We start from the raw sequence: 26,434 nt of genomic DNA on the forward strand, positions 1-26,434 counted from the left end.
GAAAAGGAGGTAGCCCATGTTTGTAGCCAGAGATGCCAAGGGGAATTTTGTGAATGCCCTCGAAAATGATGTGACCAAGCAAGCTTATACTTGTCCAGCCTGTGGAGGCGGACTACGATTACGCCAAGGACAGAGCATTCGAACGCACTTTGCCCATGAAAGGTTAAGGGATTGTATGGCCATTTTTGAGAATGAAAGTCCAGAACACTTGGGCAACAAAGAGGGCCTTTATCACTGGGCCAAGAAAGACAATCAGGTCGCCTTAGAATATAGTCTGCCCGAGATTCAGCAGATAGCAGATGTTCTCGTCAATGAAAAATTAGCACTGGAGGTTCAGTGCAGCCCCTTGTCTCAAAAGCTTTTAGGCGATAGAAGCCAAGGATACCGCAGCCAGGGCTATCAGGTTATCTGGCTACTGGGAGAAAAACTCTGGTTAAAGGAGCGATTAACACAACTGCAAAGGGGCTTTCTCTATTTTAGTCAAAATATGGGTTTCTTTGTTTGGGAACTGGATCTCAAAAGGAAAATTTTGAGACTCAAATATCTTCTGCATCAGGATCTACGTGGCAAGCTTCATTTTCAGGTCAAAGAATTTCCCTATGGAAAAGGAAATCTCTTGGAAATTCTACGATTTCCTTATCAGAAACAAAAACTGCCTCGTTTTGCAGTTGTGCAAGATTCCACTATCTGTCACTACATTCGCCAACAGTTGTACTACCAAAACCCTTACTGGATGAAAAAACAGGAGGAGGCTTATCAACGAGGAGACAATCTATTAAACCGTCAACTGGATGACTGGTATCCCCAGGTCAGACCGATAGAGTCAGGAGATTTTTTGCAGATTGAAACGGATTTGGCTAGCTATTATAGAAATTTTCAGGCCTACTATCAAAAAAATCCGAAAAATAATCGCCAAAAGCTCTATCCACCAGCCTTTTATCACTTATATTTCTCAAAAAATGTGGTAAAATAGAAAGGATGGAGGAATCTTATGGTATTACAACGACATGAAATAAATGAAAAAGATACATGGGATCTTTCGACAATCTACCCAACAGACCAGGCTTGGGAAGAAGCCTTGAAAGATTTAACTGAAAAAGTACAAACAGCAGCCCAGTATGAGGGACATCTCTTGGACAGCGCAGACAGTTTGCTTGAGATCACAGAATTCTCACTCGACTTGGAACGCCAAGTTGAAAAGCTTTATGTCTATGCGCATATGAAAAATGACCAGGACACGCGTGAGACCAAGTATCAAGAGTACTATGCCAAGGCAATGACCCTATACAGTCAGTTAGAACAAGCCTTTTCATTCTATGAACCTGAGTTTATGGAGATTAGCGAAGAGCAGTATGCGGCCTTCCTAGAAGCTCAACCAAAACTCCAAGTTTACAAGCACTTTTTTGACAAGCTCTTGCAAAAGAAAGACCATGTTCTTTCGCAACGTGAGGAAGAATTGCTTGCTGGAGCAGGAGAAATCTTTGGTTCTGCTAGTGAAACCTTCGCTATTTTGGACAATGCGGATATTAGCTTCCCATACGTGCTTGATGACGAAGGCAATGAAGTGCAACTCTCACACGGTACTTACATCCGTTTGATGGAGTCTAAAAACCGTGAAGTGCGTCGTGGTGCCTATGAAGCCCTTTATGCGACTTACGAGCAATTCCAACATACTTATGCTAAGACCTTGCAGACAAATGTTAAGGTGCAAAACTACCGAGCAAAAGTTCGCAACTATAAGAGTGCTCGCCATGCAGCCCTCGCAGCAAACTTTGTTCCAGAAAGTGTCTATGACAATCTAGTAGCAGCAGTTCGCAAGCATTTGCCACTCTTGCATCGTTACCTAGAACTTCGTTCTAAAATCTTAGGTATTTCCGACCTCAAGATGTACGATGTCTACACACCACTTTCGTCAGTAGATTATAGCTTTACCTACGAAGAAGCCTTGAAAAAGGCAGAAGAAGCTTTGGCAGTTTTAGGTGACGACTACTTGAGCCGTGTTAAACGTGCCTTCAGTGAGCGTTGGATTGATGTCTATGAAAACCAAGGCAAGCGTTCTGGTGCCTACTCTGGTGGTTCTTACGATACCAATGCCTTTATGCTTCTCAACTGGCAGGACAATCTAGACAATCTCTTTACCCTTGTCCATGAAACAGGTCACAGTATGCACTCAAGCTATACTCGTGAAACCCAGCCTTATGTTTACGGGGATTACTCTATCTTCTTGGCGGAGATTGCCTCAACCACAAACGAAAATATCTTGACAGAGAAATTGTTGGAAGAAGTAGAAGACGATGCAACTCGCTTTGCTATTCTCAATAACTTCCTAGACGGTTTCCGTGGAACAGTCTTCCGTCAAACTCAATTCGCTGAGTTTGAACACGCCATCCACCAAGCAGACCAAAATGGAGAAGTCTTGACAAGTGATTTCCTCAATAAGCTCTACGCTGACCTGAACCAAGAGTACTATGGACTCAGCAAGGAAGACAATCCTCAGATCCAATACGAGTGGGCACGCATTCCACATTTCTACTATAACTACTATGTTTATCAGTATTCAACTGGTTTTGCAGCTGCTTCAGCCTTGGCTGAGAAGATTGTCCATGGTAGTCAAGAAGACCGTGACCGCTATATAGACTACCTCAGGGCAGGTAAGTCAGACTATCCGCTCAATGTCATGAGAAAAGCGGGAGTGGATATGGAAAAAGAAGACTATCTCAACGATGCCTTTGCAGTCTTTGAACGCCGCTTGAACGAGTTTGAAGCCCTTGTTGAAAAATTGGGACTAGCTTAAGATGGTAGAGTCTTATAGTAAAAATGCCAACCATAACATGCGTCGTCCCGTCGTCAAGGAAGAAATCGTAGAACTCATGCGCCAGCGTCAAAAGCAGGTGACAGGTTCCTTAAAAGAATTGGAGACCTTCGCTCGCAAGGAAAACATTCCCATTATTCCCCATGAAACAGTTGCCTACTTCCGTTTTCTCATGGAAACTATGCAACCTGAGAACATTTTGGAGATTGGAACGGCAATTGGCTTTTCTGCCCTCCTGATGGCGGAACATGCGCCAGATGCTAAGATTACAACCATTGACCGTAATCCTGAGATGATTGGCTTTGCCAAGGAAAACTTTGCCCAGTTTGACAGTCGTAAGCAAATCACCTTACTTGAAGGTGATGCTGTTGATGTTTTATCTACTTTGACAGAAACATATGATTTTGTCTTTATGGATTCGGCCAAGTCAAAGTATATCGTCTTTCTGCCTGAAATCCTTAAACATTTGGAAGTCGGTGGAGTGGTGGTCTTGGATGATATTTTCCAAGGAGGAGATGTTGCCAAGGACATCATGGAAGTCCGCCGAGGTCAACGCACCATTTACCGTGGTTTGCAAAGACTTTTCGACGCAACTTTGGACAATCCAGGTCTAACAGCAACTCTAGTTCCACTTGGAGACGGCATTCTCATGCTAAGAAAAAATCTAGCAGAAGTAGAGCTTCCTGAGAGCGAATGATTTTCAGAAAAATTTAAGAAATTATAGTAAAATAGATAAGGTAACACTTACCGTAAAAGGAGTAAAAATGAAGAAAAAACTTATGGCAGGAGCCATCACACTTTTATCAGTAGCAACACTTGCAGCTTGTTCAAACAGTTCTGAAGGAAAAGATTTGATCAGCATGAAGGGCGATGTGATTACAGAGCATCAATTCTTTGAAGAAGTAAAGAACAATCCAACTGCGCAACAAGTCTTGCTCAATATGACCATCCAAAAAGTATTTGAACAACAATATGGATCAGAGGTAACGGATAAAGATGTGGATGACGCCGTTGCTGAAGAACAAAAGAAATACGGCGATAGCTACAACAGCGTGCTTCAACGTGCAGGTATGACACCTGAGACTCGTAAAGCTCAAATCCGTACCAGCAAATTGGTTGAATTAGCGGTTAAGAAGGCTGCAGAGAGTGAGTTGACAGACGAAGCCTACCAAAAAGCTTTTGAGTCTTACACACCAGATGTAACAGCTCAAATCATCCGTTTGGATAATGAAGACAAGGCAAAAGAAGTACTTGAGAAAGCTAAAGCAGAAGGTGCGGATTTTGCTCAGTTGGCAAAAGACAACTCTAACGACGACAAAACAAAAGAAAATGGTGGAGAAATCACTTTTGACTCTGCTTCAACAGAACTTCCAGAACAAGTCAAGAAAGCAGCCTTTGCCTTGGATGTGAACGGGGTTTCTGATGTGATTACAGCTACTGGAACACAAGCCTACAGCAGTCAGTTCTACATCATCAAAGTAACGAAGAAAACAGAAAAATCTTCTAATATAGAGGATTACAAAGAAAAATTGAAGACCATCATCTTGACTCAAAAACAAAATGATTCAGCCTTTGTTCAAGGAGTAATTGGTAAAGAATTGCAAGCAGCAAACATCAAGGTTAAAGACCAATCATTCCAAAACATCTTCACCCAATACATCGGTGGTGGTGACTCAAGCTCAAGCAGCAGTTCTTCATCTAACTAAGTAAGCAAAAAACAAATCTCAAAAGAGATTTGTTTTTTTATACCTGATACGAGAAAATGAGTAAAATTCGAAGGATTAAAGGATAAGAGTTTTTTTCTTTCTGAAAAAGTGGTATAATAGCAATCAAAACTAGAAAATAAAACGGAATTGGGAACAGAAGCGTCTGTTCCTATTAGAGTGGTGAAATATGAAAATTAGTAAAAGGCACCTACTAAACTATTCCATTTTGATTCCTTACTTCCTTTTATCGATTTTGGGGCTGATTGTGGTATACTCGACAACGAGTGCAACCTTGATCGAAGAAGGGAAAAGTGCCTTTCAATTGGTGCGTAACCAGGGGATCTTCTGGATAGCTAGTTTGATTCTGATTGCCTTAATCTATAAATTAAAATTAGGTTTCCTAAGAAACGGACGTCTCATCTTTATCGTAATGATTGTGGAGATGGTTCTTTTAGCTCTGGCGCGACTGGTCGGAACACCTGTCAATGGAGCATACGGATGGATTTCTGTAGGACCTGTAACGATTCAACCTGCTGAGTACCTTAAGATTATCATCATCTGGTACCTGGCACATCGATTTTCAAAACAACAAGATGAGATTGCGGTTTATGACTTCCAGGTTTTGACACAGAATCAGTGGCTACCTCGAGCTTTTAACGACTGGCGTTTTGTTCTGCTAGTTCTGATTGGTAGCTTGGGAATTTTTCCAGACTTGGGAAATGCGACCATCTTGGTCTTGGTGGCGCTCATCATGTATACGGTTAGTGGGATCGCCTATCGTTGGTTCTCGACCATTCTGGCTCTCTTGGCAGGGAGCTCAATGTTAGTCTTGTCTGTCATTCGCTTTGTTGGGGTTGAAAAGTTTTCTCAAATTCCTGTATTTGGTTACGTTGCTAAACGTTTTAGTGCCTTCTTTAATCCCTTTAATGACTTGGCGGGTGCAGGACACCAGCTCGCAAATTCCTACTATGCAATGGTAAATGGAGGCTGGTTCGGACTGGGACTAGGGAATTCTATCGAGAAGCGTGGTTATCTGCCAGAAGCCCATACGGATTTTGTCTTTTCGATTGTCATCGAGGAGTTTGGATTCGTAGGAGCCAGTATGATTTTGGCTTTACTCTTCTTCTTGATTTTGCGAATCATCTTGGTTGGTATTCGAGCAAAGGATCCCTTTAACTCCATGGTTGCTATTGGTGTCGGAGGGATGATCCTTGTTCAGGTCTTTGTCAATATCGGTGGGATTTCAGGATTGATTCCTTCTACAGGGGTAACCTTCCCCTTCCTTTCACAAGGTGGGAACAGTCTCCTGGTATTATCAGTAGCCATCGCGCTTGTACTAAACATTGATGCCAGCGAAAAACGTGCCAAACTTATCAGAGAATACGAGAATCAAACCGATGAAAGTCTGTAAGGATTGAATGGAAAGGAAAGTATATGTCTCTTCAAAAATTAGAAAACTATAGTAATAAAGCAGTTGTCCAAGAAGAAGTCTTGATTCTGACGGAGCTATTAGAAGATATCACAAAAAATATGCTAGCGCCAGAAACCTTTGAAAAGATTATCCAGTTGAAGGAATTATCAACTAGCGAGAATTATCAAGGGCTCAATAACCTAGTGACCAGTCTTTCGAATGAAGAAATGATTTACATTTCACGCTATTTCTCTATCCTTCCACTTTTGATTAATATCTCTGAGGATGTGGATTTGGCCTATGAAATCAATCACCAAAACAATGTGGACCAAGACTATCTAGGAAAACTATCTACAACGATTAAGATGGTAGCTGAAAAAGAAAATGCAGCCGAAATTTTAGAAAAGTTAAATGTCGTTCCTGTCTTGACCGCTCATCCAACGCAAGTACAACGCAAGAGTATGCTGGATTTAACCAACCACATCCATACGCTCTTGCGCAAGTACCGTGATGTCAAACTCGGCTTGATTAATAAAGAAAAATGGCACACAGATCTCCGCCGTTATATTGAAATTATCATGCAAACGGACATGATTCGTGAGAAGAAATTGAAAGTAACCAACGAAATCACCAACGTGATGGAGTATTACCAAAGTTCTTTCCTGAATGCTGTTCCGCGTTTGACAGCTGAGTATAAAAAATTGGCTAAAGAACAAGGTATCGAGCTTGAGCATCCAAAACCGATTACTATGGGGATGTGGATAGGAGGAGACCGTGATGGAAATCCTTTCGTAACAGCGGAAACTCTCAATAAATCAGCCTTGACTCAGTGTGAAGTCATCATGAACTACTATGATGAAAAGATTTATAATCTTTACCGTGAATTTTCACTTTCAACCAGTATCGTGAATGTCAGCGACAAGGTCCGTGAGATGGCGCTGAAGTCACAAGATAACTCGATTTATCGTGAAAAAGAACTCTATCGTCGTGCTCTTTTTGACATCCAAGCTAAGATGCAGGCTACCAAGGCTTATCTCATTGAAGACAAGGATCTTCAGCCAAGATATGCCACTGCAGATGAATTCTATCAAGATTTGTTGGCCATTCGCGATTCTCTCCTTGAGAATAAGGGAGAATACCTGATTTCAGGAGAATTTGTCGAGTTGATGCAAGCTGTCGAAATTTTTGGTTTCTACCTTGCTTCTATTGATATGCGCCAAGACTCTAGTGTTCATGAAGCCTGTGTAGCTGAATTGCTAGCATCTGCTGGTATCAATGATCACTATAGCGATCTATCTGAAGATGAAAAATGCGCACTCCTCTTAAAAGAGTTGGAAGAAGATCCTCGTATCCTCTCAGCGACTCATGCTGAAAAGTCAGAACTGCTTGAAAAAGAACTCTCTATCTTTAAAGCTGCGCGCAAATTGAAGGATAAACTAGGTGAAAATGTCATTCGTCAAACCATCATTTCTCACGCAACCAGTGTATCTGATATGCTAGAGCTAGCCATCATGCTCAAGGAAGTCGGCTTGGTAGATGCCCAAAAAGCCCGCGTTCAGATTGTTCCCCTCTTTGAAACGATCGAAGATTTGGATCACTCAGAAGAAACCATGAGAAGATATTTCTCTCTTCCTTTGGCTAAAAAATGGATTGCTTCAAAAGACAACTACCAAGAAATCATGCTTGGCTACTCTGATAGTAACAAGGATGGTGGTTACCTATCCTCATGTTGGACTCTCTATAAAGCGCAACAACAACTGACTGCTATTGGGGATGAATTTGGCGTTAAGGTTACTTTCTTCCATGGTCGTGGTGGTACTGTGGGTCGTGGTGGTGGACCAACTTATGAAGCTATCACATCTCAACCACTCAAGTCTATCAAGGACCGCATCCGTCTGACTGAGCAAGGAGAAGTCATTGGAAACAAATACGGTAACAAAGACGCTGCCTATTATAACCTTGAAATGCTGGTTTCTGCAGCCATTAACCGTATGATTACCAAGAAGAAGAGTGATACTAATACGTCGAATCGTTACGAAGCTATTATGGACCAAGTAGTAGACCGTAGTTATGATATCTACCGTGATTTGGTCTTTGGAAATGAACATTTCTATGACTATTTCTTTGAATCAAGTCCAATCAAGGCTATTTCAAGCTTCAATATCGGTTCGCGTCCAGCAGCTCGTAAGACCATCACTGAAATCGGCGGTTTGCGTGCTATTCCTTGGGTCTTCTCATGGTCACAAAGCCGTGTCATGTTCCCTGGGTGGTATGGTGTGGGATCAAGCTTTAAAGAGTTTATTGATCAAGATCCAAAGAATATCGAGTTCCTTCGAGACATGTACCAAAACTGGCCTTTCTTCCAATCTTTGCTTTCCAATGTAGACATGGTCTTGTCTAAGTCTAACATGAACATTGCTTTTGAATATGCCAAGCTCTGTGAAGACGAAGAAGTACAAGCTATCTACTACACTATTTTAGATGAATGGCAGTTGACTAAGGACGTTATTTTAGCTATCGAAGGTTATGACGAACTCTTGGCAGAAAACTCTTATCTAAAAGACAGTCTAAACTATCGTATGCCTTACTTTAATATCCTGAACTACATCCAGTTGGAGTTGATCAAACGTCAACGTCGCGGCGAATTGTCAGCAGACGAAGAAAAACTGATCCATACAACTATCAACGGAATTGCAACTGGTTTGCGTAATTCAGGCTGATATTCTACAAACTTCCTCCTTTTTCAAGGGGAAGTTTTTGAATTGTTTAAAAAATTCTAAAAATAAGCTTGACAAGTAGTTGAAAAATGATATAATTTAAACATTCAGAAAGTAATCATGCTCATTTTATAGAGAGTCTGTGGTTGGTGAAAGCAGATAGATGAAATTGATGAAATTGGGCTGAATGTACTTAAGAATTTGAAATCATAAAAATTCGGTGAGCACACCTTACAGTGCAACTCGTTATTGCGAGAAAGAGCGATAGGGATATTCCCTATAATTGAGGTGGCACCGCGCATCGACGTCCTCACACAAGTTTTTTGTGTGAGGACTTTTTCTATTAGGAGGATGATGATGGAATTTAAACGATGGCGTCGCTTGTTTTGTTGAAAAGAGCATTATACAAGTGATTTAAAAGGAGAAAGAAAAATGAAAAATAAACGTTTGATTGGAATTGTCGCTGGATTAGCAGTATTGGTGGTGGCTAGCTTGATTTATTCATCTATGAATAAGCCATCAGCTAAAGAAGAGCAAAAGGTTGCTAAGGTTGGTGTCCTTCAATTTGTTAGTCACCCATCCTTGGACTTGATTTACCAAGGGATTCAAGATGGACTAGCTGAAGAAGGCTATAAGGACGACCAGGTAAAAATCGACTTTATGAACTCTGAAGGTGATCAGAGCAAGGTTGCAACCATGAGTAAACAATTGGTTGCTAATGGAAACGATGTTGTTGTTGGGATCGCGACACCAGCGGCTCAAGGACTCGCTAGTGCTACAAAAGACCTACCAGTTATCATGGCTGCTATTACAGACCCAATCGGTGCTAACTTGGTCAAAGACTTGAAAAAACCAGGAGGCAACATCACAGGGGTATCAGACCACAACCCTGCTGAACAACAAGTAGAGTTGATAAAAACTCTCACACCAAATGTCAAAACAATCGGAGCTCTTTACTCAAGTAGCGAAGATAACTCAAAAACACAGGTAGAAGAATTCAAGGCTTATGCTGAAAAAGCAGGTTTGACAGTCGAAACATTTGCCGTTCCATCAACCAATGAAATTGCTTCAACAGTCAATGTTATGACAAGCAAAGTCGATGCAATTTGGGTTCCAATTGATAACACCATCGCATCCGCATTTTCAACAGTTGTTTCAAGCAACCAAATAGCTAAAAAGCCAATCTACCCAAGTGCCACTGCCATGGTAGAAGCAGGTGGATTAGCATCTGTTGTAGTTGACCAACACGATCTTGGTGTGGCTACTGGTAAGATGATTGCCAAAGTTTTGAAAGGTGAAAAACCAGCTGATACGCCAGTTAATGTCTTTTCAACTGGTAAGTCAGTGATTAACAAAAAACTAGCGCAGGAACTTGGTATCACCATTCCTGAGTCCGTTCTAAAAGAAGCAGGGCAAGTGATTGAATAAAGATAAAGGAGGAGTTGGGGACATCTCCTCCCATTTTTACTAAAGAAAGAAATGAGTGAAAGATTATGATAGTATCCATTATTTCTCAGGGGATGGTCTGGGCGATTTTAGGTTTGGGAATCTTTATGACTTTTCGAATTTTGAATTTCCCGGATATGACGACTGAGGGCTCTTTCCCACTAGGGGGAGCAGTAGCTGTAACTTTGATAACACAGGGAGTCAATCCATTTTTAGCGACCTTGGCTGCGGTAGGAGCAGGCTGTCTAGCTGGAATGGCGACGGGGCTTTTGTATACTAAAGGAAAAATCCCAACCCTCTTATCAGGGATTCTGGTCATGACTTCCTGCCATTCCATCATGCTCATGATTATGGGACGTGCCAATCTGGGGCTTCTTGGAACCAAGCAAATTCAGGATGTCTTGCCTTTTGATTCAGATCTTAACCAACTCCTGACTGGATTAATCTTTGTAGCTCTTGTTATTGGCCTTATGCTCTTTTTCCTTGATACTAAACTAGGTCAGGCCTACATCGCTACAGGTGACAATCCCGATATGGCTCGTAGCTTTGGTATCAATACGGGACGTATGGAACTCATGGGCTTGGTTCTTTCAAATGGGATTATCGCGCTTGCAGGAGCCTTAATTGCTCAACAAGAAGGATATGCAGATGTTTCTAGAGGAATTGGAGTGATTGTCGTAGGGCTTGCTAGCTTGATTATTGGTGAGGTTTTGTTCAAGAGTTTGACCCTGGCAGAGCGACTCATGACCATCGTTGTAGGGTCTATTGCTTATCAGTTCCTCGTTTGGGGAGTGATTGCTCTTGGATTTAACACGAGCTATTTACGACTATATAGCGCTTTGATTTTGGCAGTTTGTCTTATGATTCCAACCTTCAAAAGCAAATACCTGAAAGGAGTCAAGTTTAGCAAATGACAGCAATTGTAGAATTAAAAAATGCTACCAAAGTCATCACGAATGGCTTTGACGAGGAAAAAATCATTCTGAATGATGTTTCTCTTGAGATTTTCGAACATGATTTCATTACCATCCTAGGTGGAAATGGAGCTGGGAAGTCAACTCTTTTTAACACTATTGCAGGCACCTTACCTTTAACAAGCGGAAGTATCCGTATCATGGGGGAGGATGTGACTCATTTTTCACCTGAAAAGAGGGCTAAGTACTTGTCTCGTGTCTTTCAGGATCCCAAGATGGGAACAGCCCCTCGTATGACCGTTGCAGAAAACCTTTTGATTGCCAAGTTTCGTGGTGAGAAGAGAGGGCTTCTTCCTAGAAGGCTATCAAGTCATAGGGATGAGTTTCAGGCTACCATTGAAAAAGTGGGAAATGGCCTTGAAAAACATCTGGATACTCCGATTGAATTTCTATCAGGTGGACAACGTCAGGCCTTGAGTCTCTTGATGGCAACCTTAAAACGACCAGAGTTACTATTGTTGGATGAACACACAGCAGCCCTTGACCCCAAAACAAGTGTGGCCTTGATGGAGTTAACGGATGACTTTGTCAGTAAGGATCATCTAACAGCCTTGATGATTACCCACCATATGGAAGATGCACTAAAGTATGGCAATCGTCTGATTGTCATGAAGGAAGGTCGTATCATCCAAGACCTCAATAAAGAAGAAAAAGCTAAGATGAAAATTTCAGACTACTATCAATTATTTGAATAGATGAGCCTGTATTTCATCAAAAAATAGTGAAGATTAACTTAGAAACATGGAAGTGTTTCTGAGTTTTTTATCTCCTCTTTCTATCTAGAAAAATAAGGCAAAGAGAATTACGGAAAGCGTATGAAATGGTTTACTTTTTTTCAGAAATAAGCTATACTAGTTTACGTGAAACTATGATAAGATGGAGGTATTGTGTATGGTTGACAAGCAAGTCATTGAAGAAATCAAAAACAATGCCAACATTGTGGAAGTCATAGGTGATGTGATTTCTTTACAGAAGGCTGGACGGAACTATTTAGGGCTCTGTCCTTTTCATGGTGAAAAGACCCCCTCTTTCAACGTTGTGGAAGACAAGCAGTTTTATCACTGTTTTGGCTGTGGTCGTTCAGGAGATGTCTTTAAGTTTATCGAAGAATACCAAGGCGTGTCCTTCATGGAAGCTGTTCAGCTCTTAGGTGAGCGTGTCGGTATTCAACTAGCTATGCCTATCCAGTCTCGTCCCCAACAAGCTTCCCCTCATCAAGCTCTATATGATATGCATGAAGAAGCAACACGCTTTTACCATGCAATCCTCATGACGACTAAGATGGGAGAAGAAGCAAGGGCTTATCTCTACAAACGTGGGTTGACGGATGAAGTTCTGAAGCACTTCCAAATTGGACTAGCTCCAGCCGAGAGAAACTATCTTTACCAACGTTTATCTGGCAAGTTTGAGGAAAAGGATTTATTGGAATCTGGCTTGTTTTATTTGTCAGATGACAATCAGTTCTTTGATACCTTTTTCGGACGGATCATCTTTCCTTTGACCAATGACAAGGGACAGGTCATTGCATTTTCAGGTCGTATCTGGCAAGAAACTGACAGTCAGACTGCCAAATATAAAAATAGTCGCTCGACTGCAATTTTTAACAAGAGTTACGAATTGTATCATTTGGACAAGGCAAAAAAGGGAACAGGTAAGATTACAGAGCTCTATCTGATGGAAGGCTTCATGGATGTGATTGCAGCCTACCGTGCTGGTATAGAAAATGCTGTAGCTTCCATGGGAACAGCCTTAAGCAAGGAGCATGTTGACCACCTCAAACGCTTTACCAAAAAAATTGTTCTCAGCTATGATGGCGACAAGGCAGGGCAGGCAGCAACAGCCAAAGCTCTGGAAGAATTAAAAGATTTCTCAGTGGAAGTTGTCCGAGTACCTGATGCCATGGACCCAGATGAGTATTTGCAAAAGAATTCTGCTGAAGACCTGGCTTACCTTTTAACCAAGACTCGGATTAGTCCTATAGAGTTCTATATTCACCAGCTAAAGCCTGAAAATAGTGATAACTTACAGGCGCAAATCGAATTCATTGAAAAGATTGCGCCCCTAATCGCCAAAGAAAAGTCTATCACTGCCCAGAATTCTTATATCCACATTCTGGCGGATAATCTACCTTCTTTTGATTACCAGCAGGTGGAGCAGATTGTAAATGAAAGTCGCATTGTTCAAAGGCAGGAAAGAGTCAAAGAGGAGCAACCTCCAGCAGCGATTAGTTTACCTGTAACGCGGCAACTGAGAGCAGTCATGAGAGCAGAGGCTCATCTCCTTTATAGGATGGCTGAGAATCCAGTTGTTCTAAATGACTACCGATTAAGAGAAGATTTTTTCTTTGATACCCCAGAATTTCAAATTCTTTACGAATTATTAAGTGCAGAGGGAGAAATCGGATCAGAGGAACTGTCTCATCAGACTCCTGAGGTTGAAAATGCCTGGTACCACGTGCTTAGCTTGGATTTGCCAGCTGAGATGTCGCCTCAAGAGCTAGCGGAAGTCGAAGCGACTCGTAACCGTGCCCTCCTCAGCAAGGACAATTTAAGGATTAAAAAGAAAGTGCAGGAAGCTAGTCATGTAGGAGATACAGACACAGCCTTGGAAGAATTGCAACGATTGATTTCCCAAAAGAGAAGAATGGAGTAATAATGGCAACAAAACAAAAAGAAGTAACCACATTTGATGTGCAAGTAGCAGACTTTATCCGTAACCACAAAAAAACAGGAACAGCAACAGATGACGAAATCAATTCAAGTCTGGTTATTCCGTTTGCCCTTGATGCAGAAGGCATTGAAGACCTTTTGCAACGGATTCAGGATGCTGGAATTTCTATCACAGATAACGAAGGAAATCCAAGCGCGCGTGTTCTTAGTGCAGAAGAAGAACCAGAACTCAGTGATGAGGACTTGATTGGCTCAACTTCTGCCAAGGTTAATGACCCAGTCCGTATGTATTTGAAGGAAATCGGGGTTGTTCCTCTCTTGACTAACGAAGAGGAAAAAGAATTGGCCTTAGCAGTTGAGGCTGGTGATATTGAAGCCAAACAACGTCTTGCAGAAGCCAACCTTCGTTTGGTGGTTTCGATTGCTAAGCGCTACGTAGGGCGTGGCATGCAGTTTCTTGACTTGATCCAAGAAGGAAACATGGGCTTGATGAAGGCTGTTGACAAGTTTGACTATTCAAAAGGATTCAAGTTTTCAACTTACGCAACTTGGTGGATTCGTCAGGCGATTACCCGTGCCATCGCTGACCAAGCCCGTACTATTCGTATCCCTGTCCACATGGTAGAAACCATTAACAAGCTTGTCCGTGAACAGCGGAATCTCCTTCAAGAATTGGGACAAGATCCAACTCCTGAACAAATCGCTGAGCGTATGGATATGACACCTGACAAGGTCCGCGAAATCTTGAAAATTGCTCAAGAACCAGTATCACTTGAAACACCGATTGGTGAAGAGGACGATAGCCATCTTGGGGACTTTATCGAAGACGAAGTAATTGAAAATCCAGTAGACTACACAACTCGAATCGTTTTGCGCGAGCAGTTGGATGAAGTTTTGGATACTCTCACAGACCGTGAAGAAAACGTTCTGCGCCTTCGTTTCGGGCTAGATGATGGGAAAATGCGTACCCTTGAAGATGTTGGTAAAGTCTTTAACGTGACTCGTGAGCGTATCCGTCAGATTGAGGCCAAGGCTTTGAGAAAATTGCGCCAACCAAGTCGCAGCAAACCCCTTCGTGATTTTATTGAAGACTGAGAGTGAGGAATAACATGGCTTATACAGAAGAGCAAATTGAAACGATCAAAACACGCATTTTAAATGCTTTGGAAGAAGTCATCGACCCTGAGTTGGGGATTGATATTGTCAACCTAGGTTTGATTTATGAAATTCGTTTTGATGGTGAAACAGGTCATACTGAAATTGATATGACCTTGACAACTATGGGCTGCCCACTGGCTGACCTTTTGACAGACCAGATACATGATGCGATGACAGATGTGCCTGAGGTAACCAATACCGAAGTTAAATTGGTCTGGTATCCAGCTTGGACAGTTGAAAAAATGAGCCGATACGCGCGTATCGCCCTAGGAATTAAATAAAGACTAAAAAAATGAGAGAGACGATTGGAAAATAGGATAATTTTATCCTTTTTCCAATCGTCTCTTCTTTCTTTTGCTGATTTTCTGGAAATAAAATGGTATAATGAAAGGTATGGAAAACGAAAAATTGCGTATTAATATGCTAAGCTCAAGTGAAAAAGTAGCTGGTCAAGGAGTGTCAGGAGCATATCGAGAATTGGTTAGTCTCCTTCACCGCGATGCTAAAGACCAGTTGATTGTTACAGAGAATCTTCCTGTAGAGGCAGATGTAACTCATTTTCACACCATTGATTTCCCTTATTATTTATCTACTTTCCAAAAGAAACGCTCTGGGAGAAAAATTGGCTATGTGCATTTTTTGCCTGATACGCTTGAGGGGAGTTTAAAGATTCCATTTTTCCTAAAAGGAATTGTCAAACGCTATGTTTTTTCCTTTTACAACCGAATGGAACACTTGGTGGTGGTCAATCCCATGTTTATCGAGGATTTAGTGGCTGCTGGTATTCCGCGTGAAAAAGTAACTTATATTCCAAATTTTGTAAACAAAGATAAATGGCATGCATTACCAGCTGAGCAAGTTGCACAACTCCGGAAGGAAATGGATCTCGCGGAAGATCAGTTTGTCGTAATCGGTGCGGGTCAGGTTCAGAAACGTAAAGGGATTGATGACTTTATCCGTCTTGCTGAGGAATTGCCAGAAATTACCTTTATCTGGGCAGGTGGTTTTTCATTTGGTGGGATGACAGATGGTTATGAACGCTACAAGAAGATAATGGACAATCCACCTGAAAATCTTATTTTTCCTGGAATTGTGTCACCCGAACGGATGCGGGAACTTTATGCTATGGCGGATCTGTTCTTGCTACCAAGTTATAATGAATTATTCCCTATGACCATCTTAGAGGCCGCTAGTTGCGAGGCTCCGATTATGTTAAGAGATTTGGATCTATATAAGGTTATTCTTGATGGGAATTATCGTGCTACAAGTGATGTTTCCGAGATGAGAGAAGCAATCCTAGAATACAAGAATGATTCTGAAGCCTTAAAAGACTTGAAAGAAAAAGCTTGCGAGATCTCCAAAGAGTACTCTGAGGAGCATTTGTTGGAAATCTGGTTAAAATTTTATCGAGAACAGGCTGCTTTGGGCAAAAAGTGAGGTAATTTATGCGAATTGGTTTATTTACAGATACCTATTTCCCTCAGGTTTCCGGGGTCGCGACTAGTATTCGGACTTTGAAAACTGAGCTTGAAAAGCAGGGGCATGCAGTTTTTATCTTTACAACAACAGATAAAGATGTGAACCGCTACGAGGATTGGCAAATTATTCGCATTCCGAGTGTCCCTTTCTTTGCGTTTAAGGATCGACGATTTGCCTACCGAGGTTTTACAAAGGCGCTTGAAATTGCCAAGCAGTATCAACTCGATATTATTCATACCCAGACAGAATTTTCTCTTGGTTTGTTAGGAATTTGGATTGCGAGAGAATTGAAAATTCCAGTTATTCATACCTACCATACCCAGTATGAAGACTATGTGCATTACATTGCTAAGGGCATGCTAATTCGTCCGAGTATGGTAAAATATTTGGTGCGTGGCTTCCTTCATGATGTAGATGGCGTGATTTGCCCTAGTGAGATTGTTCGTGACCTTTTATCGAAATACAAAGTTAAGGTTGAAAAGCGTGTCATCCCAACTGGAATTGAGTTGGCTAAGTTTGAACGACCTGAGATTAAGGAAGAGAATTTAGCTTCCCTTCGATCTAAACTTGGAATAAAAGAAGACGAGAAAATGTTACTGAGTCTTTCTCGTATCTCCTATGAGAAGAATATCCAAGCGGTCCTAACCGCCTTCGCGCAGGTTTTGAAAGAAGAAGACAAGGTGAAACTGGTTGTTGCTGGTGACGGTCCTTATCTGGACAGTCTGAAAGAACAAGCCGTCCAGTTGCAAATTCAAGATCAGGTGATTTTTACTGGTATGATCGCCCCAAGTGAAACAGCCTTGTACTATAAGTCGGCAGACTTCTTTATCTCTGCATCCACTAGTGAAACCCAAGGGTTGACTTATCTAGAGAGTCTAGCTAGTGGAACGCCTGTCATCGCTCATGGCAATCCTTATCTGGATAATCTGATCAGTGATAGGATGTTTGGAACCCTCTACTATGGAGAACAGGACCTTGCAGGTGCCATCCTGGAGGCTTTGATTGCCACTCCAGATATGGATGAGCAAAAGTTGGCTGACAAGTTGTATGAGATTTCGGCTGAAAATTTTGGGAAACGAGTTCATGAGTTTTACCTTGATGCCATTATTTCAAATAATTTTGAACAAGAGTTACATGATGGACAACCTGTCACTCAGCGCTTCTTAAAAACGATTCTCTATCTACCACAACAGGCTGTTACAAGCCCAGTAAAAGAATCCAAGCGTATTTTAAGAGCGTCTCGAAAACAATTGTCTAGCATCAGAGATTATTGGAGAGACGAATTCAAATAATAGAATAAGAGGAAGAAAAAATGAAAAAATTAATGAGAAGCGGGAAAGATCAAAAAATTGGTGGAGTATGCGCAGGAGTTGCTCATTATTTTGATATCGATCCAACAATTGTTCGTGTCATTTGGGCTGTTCTTGCATTTTGTTATGGGACAGGAGTCCTTGCTTATATCATTTTATGGTTGATTGCACCAGTTTCAACAGAATATTAAATTAGAATTATATAGAAAGAGGAGAAGTTATGGCTTTTGGAGATAACGGAAAACGTAAAAAAACTTTGTTTGAAAAGGTGACGCTTGTTGTCGTGCTCATCATGTTGTTTGTAACCCTTGCTGGTATCTTTGCAACTGCGCTTGGAGCTTTTAGTAGATTTTAAGCAAGCTACGAGGATAGAAACAATAACTAATGACTGGGTTCTCCCCAGCCTTTTTAAAGTGAGAAGAAAATATGAGTATGTTTTTAGATACAGCCAAGATTAAGGTCAAGGCTGGTAATGGTGGCGACGGCATGGTTGCCTTTCGCCGTGAAAAATATGTCCCTAATGGCGGTCCTTGGGGTGGTGATGGTGGACGTGGAGGTAATGTTGTTTTCGTGGTAGACGAAGGCTTACGTACCTTGATGGATTTCCGTTATAACCGTCATTTCAAGGCTGATTCTGGTGAAAAAGGGATGACCAAAGGAATGCACGGACGTGGTGCAGAAGATCTTCGTGTTCGCGTACCACAGGGGACTACTGTACGTGATGCGGAAACAGGAAAAGTCATTACAGACTTGATTGAACATGGTCAGGAATTTATCGTGGCTCATGGCGGTCGAGGTGGTCGTGGAAATATCCGTTTTGCCACTCCCAAAAATCCTGCACCTGAAATCTCTGAGAATGGAGAGCCGGGTCAGGAACGTGAGTTGCAACTGGAATTGAAGATTCTAGCAGATGTTGGTCTAGTTGGTTTTCCATCAGTTGGGAAGTCAACTTTACTCAGTGTCATCACTTCAGCTAAACCTAAAATCGGTGCTTACCACTTTACGACCATTGTCCCTAATCTAGGTATGGTTCGTACGCAGTCAGGTGAATCTTTTGCAGTAGCAGATCTTCCAGGTTTGATTGAAGGGGCTAGTCAAGGGGTTGGTCTTGGAACCCAGTTTCTCCGTCATATTGAACGTACACGAGTTATCCTCCATGTCATCGATATGTCAGCTAGCGAAGGACGTGATCCTTATGAGGATTACCTTGCTATCAATAAGGAATTAGAATCCTATAACCTTCGTCTCATGGAACGTCCACAGATTATCGTGGCCAACAAGATGGATATGCCTGAAAGTCAGGAAAATCTTAAAACTTTCAAGGAAAAGTTAGCAGCAAACTACGACGAGTTTGAGGAACTTCCAGCCATCTTCCCAATTTCTGGATTGACCAAGCAAGGCTTGGCGACTCTTTTGGACGCGACAGCCGAGTTGTTAGACAAGACTCCAGAATTCCCAATTTATGATGAATCCGATATGGAAGAAGAGGCTTACTATGGCTTTGACGAGGAAGAAAAAGCCTTTGAGATTAGTCGTGATGATGATGCGACATGGGTACTTTCTGGTGAAAAACTCATGAAACTCTTTAACATGACCAACTTTGACCGTGACGAATCGGTCATGAAGTTTGCCCGTCAGCTTCGTGGTATGGGGGTTGATGAAGCCCTTCGTGCGCGTGGAGCCAAAGATGGCGATTTGGTCCGAATTGGTAAATTTGAATTTGAATTTGTAGACTAGGAGATTGATATGGGAGATAAACCGATATCATTCCGAGATGCAGATGGCAATTTTGTTTCTGCAGCAGATGTATGGAATGAAAAGAAACTAGAAGAATTATTTAATCGTCTCAATCCTAAACGTGCTCTTCGATTGGCACGTACAAAGAAAGAAGAAACACAGTCAAAGAAATAAAAAATTCCCGTGATCTTTTGATCACGGGATTTGCTTTATTCACTAAAGAAAAATGGTGGTGCATATTTTTTAAGACTTTCAAAACAAGCTTGCGCTTTTGTAGCATCTTCACAGATAATCATGCAGACGTCATCTCCACAAAGGGTTGCAACGATATCTGGAAAGGCCAAGGAATCAATTACAGATCCAAACGATTGGGCTAAACCGGGTAAAGTTTTCAAAATAACCTGGTGTTGCACAGGACGCAGCATAACAAGAGCATCTTCCATATAGTTTTCAAGGCGTTTTTCCCATTTGGAGATAGAGCCTGTATTTAGCACATAATAAGAATTATCCTCTTCGCGCACTTTTGAAAGGTTCATGGTTTTGATATCGCGTGATAAGGTAGCCTGTGTAACTTGGATATCATTTTCCGCTAACAAGGCTTGTAATTCAGCTTGAGTGTGGATTTTGTTTTTTGAAACGAGGGCGCGGATAAGTTGGTGTCTGTGTTCTGATTTGTTCATAAAGTAAGTACTCCTTTTACAAGGTACAGTAGCGTGGACTGAACGAAAATGTCAGTCGGGTGGTAGGCGGTATTGTCACGTATGATGATTTCAAAGTCAGTAGGATAAAGAACTAGATGGAGAGATTCTCCTTCTTATAACTTGTCACTAGTTGCGTGCAGATAAACTGGGTAGCAATCCGTTCATCTACATTGATGTTCTTTAATGACAGTGAATCATTCAATTTGGGTAGCTTTTTGTCACGGCGTTTTGTGAATTCACTCTAAATGTAATTCACAGAGATTTCCAACATGTGGTCTAGTAGCGTGTATGATAAATGGTTACACATGTTGGTTGGAGGGAGTATCTTTTGTCCAAGTTCTATCTAGGGCTTTTAAAATGCTTTCAGATGAACTGGATTTGATACAAAGTTTATGTTTGATTCGACTGTTCAAGTGGAAAACTTTGGTTATAGGAAGTTCAATGGTCAAATTCATTGACTTTTCCTTTGAATATTTCCATATTGAAAGTCTGGTAGATTATACCTTTTGACAAGGTAGGATAAGACTAGACTGTGCTAAATCAACAGTCAATTGATAGTCTGTATTATCTCGAATTGTAATCTCAAAGTCTGTTGTGTAGAGAACCAAACGGAGAGTATCTCCTTTTTTAAGTTTGTAGATAGTTGGTTGAAGCTCTAGCTTGAAGTCCATCCATTCATTTGGTTGGATTTCTTCAATCGTCAGGAGATTGGTTCGATTTTGAAGATTAAGGTAGCCTTTGGTGATGACACGTTGGGCACTTGGGTTGAATGGTAGCTCACAGAGATTTTCTAACATGTGGTAACGACCATTATCAATGGTTCTAGCACTTAAAACAGCTGGATAAGGCTGCAGATATTTCTTTTGTCCAAGTTCTAACAGTTGGGCTGATAATAAGCCCTTGTTCGTACTTGATTTGACACGAAGTTTCAGCTCCACTCGCCCATTTAAGTGAATGTCTTGACTCACTGGAAGGTCAATGGTGATCTGATTGGCTTTTCCTTGATATAGTTCAGTGTTGAAGGTCTGGTAAGTTTTTCCATAACGATCAAAATCTTTTTGATCATACTGGTTTTGAATCACTTTTTCTTCAGTTCCAAGAGAGAAGCTATGCAGTTCCTCCTGTTTGCCAAAGTTATCAAGACCTTGCCATCTTTGCGGTGCGATATTGTCCTGCCAGATGACAGTCGGAAGTTGATAGCCTGAGTCAAGTCCTAGCAATTTCATACTTAACAAGGCATTCATGGACTCGCGGAAGTCGATTGACTGCCAGTTGTTCATATAAACATGGGCACCATGATGGAAAAAGAGGTGCTTATTGATATGGCTAGGAAGGGCATGAAACATCTGGTAAACATGAAGCGGTTTGACGTTCCAATCCTGGGAACCATGCGTAAAGACGACCTCAGCTTGAACCTTGTGAGCATTGAGCAGATAGTTGCGGTCATGCCAAAACTGATTGTAGTCACCAGTCTTGCGATCGAGTTTCTCTTTAACCTTTTCTAAGTCTGCTTGATGAGCTTCATTGCCACGAATATAGTCACCAGCTTGGAGGTTGCGGGAGTAGGTCAATTCAGCAAGTGAGTCAAAATCCTCACCTGGGTAACCACCTGGACTGGTCACTAGACCATTTTCCCGATAGTAGTTGTACCAAGAGGAAATACCTGCTTCAGCGATGATGACTTCTAAGCCATCAACACCAGTGGTGGCGAGACCATTGGACATGGTACCTAGATAGGAAATACCTGTTGTTGCGACTTTGCCGTTTGACCAGTCAGCCTTGATTTGGCGCTTGCGCGTGTGGTCCGTGAAAGCACGACAACGACCATTAAGCCAATCAATGACATTTTTATAAGCTTCAATCTGCTGGTAGTCACCATTGGTCATGAGACCTTGAGAATCTTTGGTTCCAACACCTGATACATAGAGATTGGCAAATCCACGTGGGAGGAAGTAGTCATTGAGTGTATATGAGCTATTGATATGAGATAGCTTTTCTTCAGCTTCTGAGACGACTTCTGCTTGACCATGAGGTTCGACTAAATTCAGCTTAGGTTCTTCAAGTTCAATGGTGTGGGGCGGTTTGACCTCAAGCTCTCCCTCCATTTTGTAGAGAGCCTTGTCACTGGCTTTGTCGTTAGTCCCTTGGTGATAAGGGCTGGCAGTCATAAGAGCAGGTACTTGACCATCGTAACGTGGGCGGATAACGCTGACTTTGACTAAATCAGGGAGTCCATCTTTATCAGTATCCACACGGCTCTCGACATACACGACTTCACGAATGACATCATGAGTAGAGAAGGTAGCCAAGCTCTTACCGTTAAAGTAGTGGTAGTGATTGTCTTCTGAAATGAGTCCATCACTAACAAGCTGATCGATGAGCGTATTTCCTTTTTTCGTTCGCGTATTGAGTAACTGATAAAGATTTTCAATGAGATCCCCATAAACAATAGGAAAACCAGTTTCTTTACGAAACTGTTCGGCATCCTCAAAGTCAACAAGATAGCTAAATCCTAAAAGTTGAAAAACTACTGTGTAGAAAATCTCCGCAGTTAACTCACGGTCTGACTGGAAAAAAGTTACTAAATCTGTTTCTTTATCCGCAGCCAAAGTCGACAAGGCATAATCCGTGTCAGAATAAGTGAAAAAACTCCAACGAATGAAGTCTTCAAACTGTCTTTTTAAGGACAGTTGGGGTGACAGCTTTAGACCAAGACCTTCTAATTCTGCAAATCGTTGAGAACTAGTGGTTGGTTGATAGCTGAATTGATTAAAACGCATGTTTCTCTCCTTTGAAAACAGACTGGATTTATTATATCAAAAAAGAGGGAAAAATGGAATAAATAAACTTAAATGAAATAAATTTCTTAAACCAGCATATCTATTTGGTAAGTTATTATAAAATGCTGAATAAATACCATAGAAGTAAGCCTTTTTCTAGAGATTTTTATATGTAAAACTGCATATAACTCCTATCTTTATTATTCTTCGTTTGGTATAAATATATCTAAATTTACATTTAAAACTATTATATAATCTTAATTTTTTATTTTCTTCCTTTGAAAAATGAAGAATTTAACAGTAAGAAGAGAAGAAGTTTGTAACTGATGATATTGAAAAGAAAGTGCAGAGTTGCTTCAATATCCAGCTTAAAATGGTATAATAGTAGTAAAACGAAAGCAAGGAGGAGAAGAAATGATTGCACAGCTCGACACCAAGACTGTTTATAGTTTTATGGAAAGTGTGGTTTCGATTGAAAAATATGTACAAATGGCTAAAGAATACGGCTATTCTCACCTTGCTATCATGGATGTGGATAATCTCTATGGAGCCTATCATTTTCTAGAAGCAACTCGTAAGCATGGCATTCAACCTTTAATTGGTTTAGAAATGACCTTGGTCAAAGATGAGGAGAATCTCTCTCTACGTTTTCTAGCCCTATCCACTAAAGGTTATCAAGAGTTGATGAAGTTATCCACTTTAAAAATGACTGGACGGAAAAATTGGTCTGACTTCACCTCCCACCTCGAAGATGTTGCTATTATTGTTCCCTATTTTAATGGGGTCGAACAGTTGGATTTGGGGGTTGATTATTTTATCGGTGTTAGTCCAGATACTCCTCAAGAAGTCTTTATAAGACCCATTCTTCCACTCTATCAAGTCAACTCTTTTGAAAAAGAAGACCTACAGGTTTTACAAATTTTGTCAGCAGTCAAGGAAAATGTCAGCCTGAGAGAAGTGGATCTACATTCACAACAGGGGATTTTTTTACCTGCCTCAGACCTGGAAGCACGTTTTATGAATCGCTTCCCTCAGGCTCTTGCCAATCTCCAAGGTCTGATAGAAAATGTTAGCTATCAAATCGACCCAAGTTTAAAACTCCCTCGCTTTAATCCTGAAAGACCAGCGGTCGAAGAACTTAGAGAGAGGGCTGAGAAAGGTTTGAGTGACAAGGGGCTAACCTCAGCTATTTATCATGAGCGACTAAATGAAGAATTAGCTGTGATTCATGATATGGGCTTTGACGACTATTTCCTTGTAGTTTGGGATTTGCTCCGTTTTGGACGTTCCCAAGGTTACTATATGGGAATGGGGCGTGGATCTGCTGTAGGTAGTTTGGTCGCCTACTCACTGGATATTACAGGGATTGATCCAGTTGAGAAGAACCTGATTTTCGAGCGCTTTTTAAATCGTGAGCGTTACACCATGCCCGATATCGATATCGACATTCCAGACCTTTATAGACCAGAGTTCATTCGTTATGTTCGTGATCGCTATGGCAGTCAACACGTGGCGCAGATTGTCACTTATTCGACCTTTGGAGCAAAACAGGCAATTCGTGATGTTTTCAAACGCTATGGCGTTCCAGAGTACGAATTAACAAATATTACGAAAAAAATCAGTTTCCGAGATACGCTAACGACGGCCTATGAAAAGAATTTGCAATTTAGACAGGTCATCAATAGCAAGATTGAATATCAAAAAGCTTTTGAGATTGCTCGAAAGATTGAAGGTTATCCTCGTCAGACCTCTATCCATGCGGCAGGAGTCGTTATGAGTGACCAAGATTTGACGGACTATATTCCTCTAAAATATGGTGAGGATATGCTCATCACCCAGTATGATGCTCATGGTGTTGAAGCCAATGGACTTCTAAAAATGGATTTCCTCGGTTTACGTAACCTGACTTTTGTCCAAAAAATGCAGGAATTGCTTGCGGAGTCAGAGGGTGTTCATCTAAAAATCGAAGAGATTGATCTGGAAGACAGTGAAACTTTAGCCCTCTTTGTAGCTGGAAATACCAAAGGTATTTTCCAATTTGAACAACCAGGAGCCATTCGACTCTTGAAACGAGTTCAGCCGCAAGTCTTTGAAGAGGTAGTAGCAACGACATCCCTCAATAGACCGGGGGCAAGTGATTATATTGATAATTTTGTCGCTCGTAAGCATGGTAAAGAAAAGGTGACGGTGTTAGACCCTGCCTTAGAAGACATCCTTTCATCAACCTACGGTATTATGCTCTATCAAGAGCAGGTCATGCAGGTAGCTCAACGCTTTGGAGGATTCAGTCTTGGTAAAGCCGACATTCTCAGACGTGCCATGGGTAAGAAAAATGCCAAAGAGATGCATCTGATGAAGGAAGATTTTATCACAGGAGCTATGAAATTGGGGCATACAGAAGAAAAGGCCAACCAAGTTTTTGCAGTGATGGAAAAGTTTGCAGGCTATGGATTTAACCGATCCCACGCTTATGCCTACTCAGCACTGGCATTCCAACTAGCTTATTTCAAGACACACTATCCTGCTATTTTCTTTCAAGTTATGTTGAACTATTCTAGCAGTGATTACATTGTAGATGCATTGCAGATGGGCTTTGAAGTAGCTCCCTTAGCAATAAACAGCGTTCCCTATCATGATAAGATTTCTCAGAAGAAAATCTATCTTGGTCTAAAAGCCATTAAGGGAATGCCAAGAGATTTGTCTTACTGGATTATTGAAAATCGTCCTTTCTCAAGCATTGAAGATTTCGTCACACGTCTTCCCAAGAATTACAAGAAACTGTCGCTTCTAACGCCTTTGGTTGAACTGGGGCTTTTTGATGAATTTGACAAGAATCGTCAGAAAATCTTAGTGAACCTACCAAACTTATTTGTCTTTGTTGAGGAGTTGGGTGGACTCTTTGCGGATACAAATTATAGTTGGACTGAAGCTGATGATTTTACTGAGGCAGAGAAATTTTACAAAGAGCAGGAACTGATTGGGGTAGGTATCAGTCCCCATCCTCTCCAAACTCTTGCCAAACAAGCCCTATATCCGACCACTCCAATCACTAATCTAACCGAGGGAGCTCAAGCCACTCTCCTAGTTGAAGTGCAAAAGATTAAAGTGATTCGAACCAAGAAAGGCGAGAGTATGGCTTTTCTACAGGTTCATGATAGTAAGTCTCGGATGGATGTAACTGTATTTTCAGACCAATATAGAAAATTTGCTTCCAATTTATCCGAAGGGAAATTTTACTACATCAATGGCAAAGTTCAATCTCGAGATGGTCGTCTGCAAATGATTGCACAAGATTTGAAAGAAGCAGTGGCGGAACGATTCTGGATTCAAGTTAAAAATCATGAAAATGATAAAGAGATTTCAAATATCCTAGAACAATACAAAGGCCCAATCCCTGTCATTATCAGGTATGAAGAGGAAGGAAAAACGGTTGTTTCTACACAACATTATGTAAGAAAAGATTCTGCTCTAGAGGAAAAATTAGAGGGAATTGCTATGAAAACGATTTATCGCTAAAAATACGGAAAATAGAAG

21 protein-coding genes and 1 other annotated feature are annotated in these 26,434 nt (G+C 41.2%); of the genes, 19 read left to right on the forward strand and 2 right to left on the reverse strand.

Translation table 11 applies throughout. The annotated features are described in order from the left end of the window. The first annotated feature begins 16 nt into the window (after positions 1 to 16). The 18 genes from AXF18_RS07240 to AXF18_RS07325 all read left to right on the forward strand — a co-directional run bounded on the left by AXF18_RS07240 (position 17) and on the right by AXF18_RS07325 (position 19,593). Entirely contained in the window at positions 17 to 973 is a 957-nt protein-coding gene (locus AXF18_RS07240) for a competence protein CoiA (RefSeq protein WP_033629881.1), read from the forward strand. A gap of 18 nt (positions 974 to 991) precedes the next feature. Further along, positions 992 to 2,794, forward strand: coding sequence for an oligoendopeptidase F (pepF, locus tag AXF18_RS07245; protein ID WP_033629880.1), 1,803 nt, complete (start codon positions 992 to 994; stop codon positions 2,792 to 2,794). Position 2,795: 1 nt separating this feature from the next. Beyond that, the gene (locus tag AXF18_RS07250; protein ID WP_080702645.1) at positions 2,796 to 3,509 is read left to right on the forward strand and encodes an O-methyltransferase; all 714 of its coding nucleotides are present in this window, start codon (positions 2,796 to 2,798) and stop codon (positions 3,507 to 3,509) included. Positions 3,510 to 3,576: 67 nt separating this feature from the next. Continuing rightward, a complete protein-coding gene (prsA, locus tag AXF18_RS07255) occupies positions 3,577 to 4,518 on the forward strand; it encodes a peptidylprolyl isomerase PrsA (RefSeq protein WP_000728082.1) in 942 nt (313 codons plus the stop codon). Between the two features lie 187 nt (positions 4,519 to 4,705). Next, positions 4,706 to 5,929 carry an FtsW/RodA/SpoVE family cell cycle protein gene (locus AXF18_RS07260; protein WP_000703343.1) on the forward strand — a complete coding sequence of 408 codons (1,224 nt, stop codon included), beginning with the start codon at positions 4,706 to 4,708 and terminating at the stop codon, positions 5,927 to 5,929. 23 nt (positions 5,930 to 5,952) lie between these two features. Continuing rightward, a complete protein-coding gene (gene ppc, locus AXF18_RS07265; protein WP_049549992.1) occupies positions 5,953 to 8,649 on the forward strand; it encodes a phosphoenolpyruvate carboxylase in 2,697 nt (898 codons plus the stop codon). A gap of 96 nt (positions 8,650 to 8,745) precedes the next feature. Further along, positions 8,746 to 8,961, forward strand: a binding site (T-box leader). Positions 8,962 to 9,078: 117 nt separating this feature from the next. Further along, positions 9,079 to 10,074: a tryptophan ABC transporter substrate-binding protein gene (trpX, locus tag AXF18_RS07270; RefSeq protein ID WP_065371735.1), complete on the forward strand. Its 996-nt coding sequence runs from the start codon at positions 9,079 to 9,081 to the stop codon at positions 10,072 to 10,074. A gap of 65 nt (positions 10,075 to 10,139) precedes the next feature. Then, positions 10,140 to 11,006: an ABC transporter permease gene (locus AXF18_RS07275; RefSeq protein ID WP_000637255.1), complete on the forward strand. Its 867-nt coding sequence runs from the start codon at positions 10,140 to 10,142 to the stop codon at positions 11,004 to 11,006. Then, entirely contained in the window at positions 11,003 to 11,761 is a 759-nt protein-coding gene (locus AXF18_RS07280) for an ABC transporter ATP-binding protein (RefSeq protein ID WP_065371736.1), read from the forward strand. Before AXF18_RS07275 ends, AXF18_RS07280 begins: the two co-directional genes overlap by 4 nt. A gap of 196 nt (positions 11,762 to 11,957) precedes the next feature. Then, on the forward strand, positions 11,958 to 13,718 hold the full coding sequence (gene dnaG / locus AXF18_RS07285; protein ID WP_065371737.1) for a DNA primase: 1,761 nt from the start codon (positions 11,958 to 11,960) through the stop codon (positions 13,716 to 13,718). 2 nt (positions 13,719 to 13,720) lie between these two features. Beyond that, entirely contained in the window at positions 13,721 to 14,830 is a 1,110-nt protein-coding gene (rpoD, locus tag AXF18_RS07290; RefSeq protein WP_049549994.1) for an RNA polymerase sigma factor RpoD, read from the forward strand. 14 nt (positions 14,831 to 14,844) lie between these two features. After that, positions 14,845 to 15,174: a metal-sulfur cluster assembly factor gene (locus tag AXF18_RS07295; protein WP_000331930.1), complete on the forward strand. Its 330-nt coding sequence runs from the start codon at positions 14,845 to 14,847 to the stop codon at positions 15,172 to 15,174. 112 nt (positions 15,175 to 15,286) lie between these two features. Next, positions 15,287 to 16,330: a glycosyltransferase family 4 protein gene (locus tag AXF18_RS07300; RefSeq protein ID WP_049549996.1), complete on the forward strand. Its 1,044-nt coding sequence runs from the start codon at positions 15,287 to 15,289 to the stop codon at positions 16,328 to 16,330. Between the two features lie 8 nt (positions 16,331 to 16,338). After that, positions 16,339 to 17,664: a glycosyltransferase family 4 protein gene (locus AXF18_RS07305; protein ID WP_065371738.1), complete on the forward strand. Its 1,326-nt coding sequence runs from the start codon at positions 16,339 to 16,341 to the stop codon at positions 17,662 to 17,664. 20 nt (positions 17,665 to 17,684) lie between these two features. Then, a complete protein-coding gene (locus AXF18_RS07310; protein WP_000735790.1) occupies positions 17,685 to 17,873 on the forward strand; it encodes a PspC domain-containing protein in 189 nt (62 codons plus the stop codon). A 29-nt stretch (positions 17,874 to 17,902) separates the two neighbouring features. Beyond that, positions 17,903 to 18,037, forward strand: a complete 135-nt coding sequence (locus AXF18_RS07315) for a DUF4044 domain-containing protein (protein WP_000863851.1) — start codon at positions 17,903 to 17,905, stop codon at positions 18,035 to 18,037. Positions 18,038 to 18,108: 71 nt separating this feature from the next. After that, entirely contained in the window at positions 18,109 to 19,419 is a 1,311-nt protein-coding gene (gene obgE / locus AXF18_RS07320; protein ID WP_000061637.1) for a GTPase ObgE, read from the forward strand. A 9-nt stretch (positions 19,420 to 19,428) separates the two neighbouring features. Continuing rightward, on the forward strand, positions 19,429 to 19,593 hold the full coding sequence (locus tag AXF18_RS07325) for a hypothetical protein (protein ID WP_000502578.1): 165 nt from the start codon (positions 19,429 to 19,431) through the stop codon (positions 19,591 to 19,593). Positions 19,594 to 19,628: 35 nt separating this feature from the next. Here AXF18_RS07325 and AXF18_RS07330 read toward each other — a convergent pair whose 3' ends face one another. Next, the gene (locus tag AXF18_RS07330) at positions 19,629 to 20,099 is read right to left on the reverse strand and encodes an arginine repressor (RefSeq protein ID WP_001043018.1); all 471 of its coding nucleotides are present in this window, start codon (positions 20,097 to 20,099) and stop codon (positions 19,629 to 19,631) included. A gap of 518 nt (positions 20,100 to 20,617) precedes the next feature. Next, a complete protein-coding gene (locus tag AXF18_RS07335) occupies positions 20,618 to 22,900 on the reverse strand; it encodes a Xaa-Pro dipeptidyl-peptidase (RefSeq protein WP_065371739.1) in 2,283 nt (760 codons plus the stop codon). A gap of 414 nt (positions 22,901 to 23,314) precedes the next feature. Here AXF18_RS07335 and AXF18_RS07340 point away from each other — a divergent pair, with 414 nt between their 5' ends. Beyond that, the gene (locus AXF18_RS07340) at positions 23,315 to 26,416 is read left to right on the forward strand and encodes a DNA polymerase III subunit alpha (RefSeq protein WP_065371740.1); all 3,102 of its coding nucleotides are present in this window, start codon (positions 23,315 to 23,317) and stop codon (positions 26,414 to 26,416) included. Positions 26,417 to 26,434 lie beyond the last annotated feature (18 nt).

It is taken from the genome of Streptococcus sp. oral taxon 064 (assembly GCF_001683375.1).
In the GTDB taxonomy this organism is placed as follows: Bacteria; Bacillota; Bacilli; order Lactobacillales; family Streptococcaceae; genus Streptococcus; species Streptococcus oralis_S.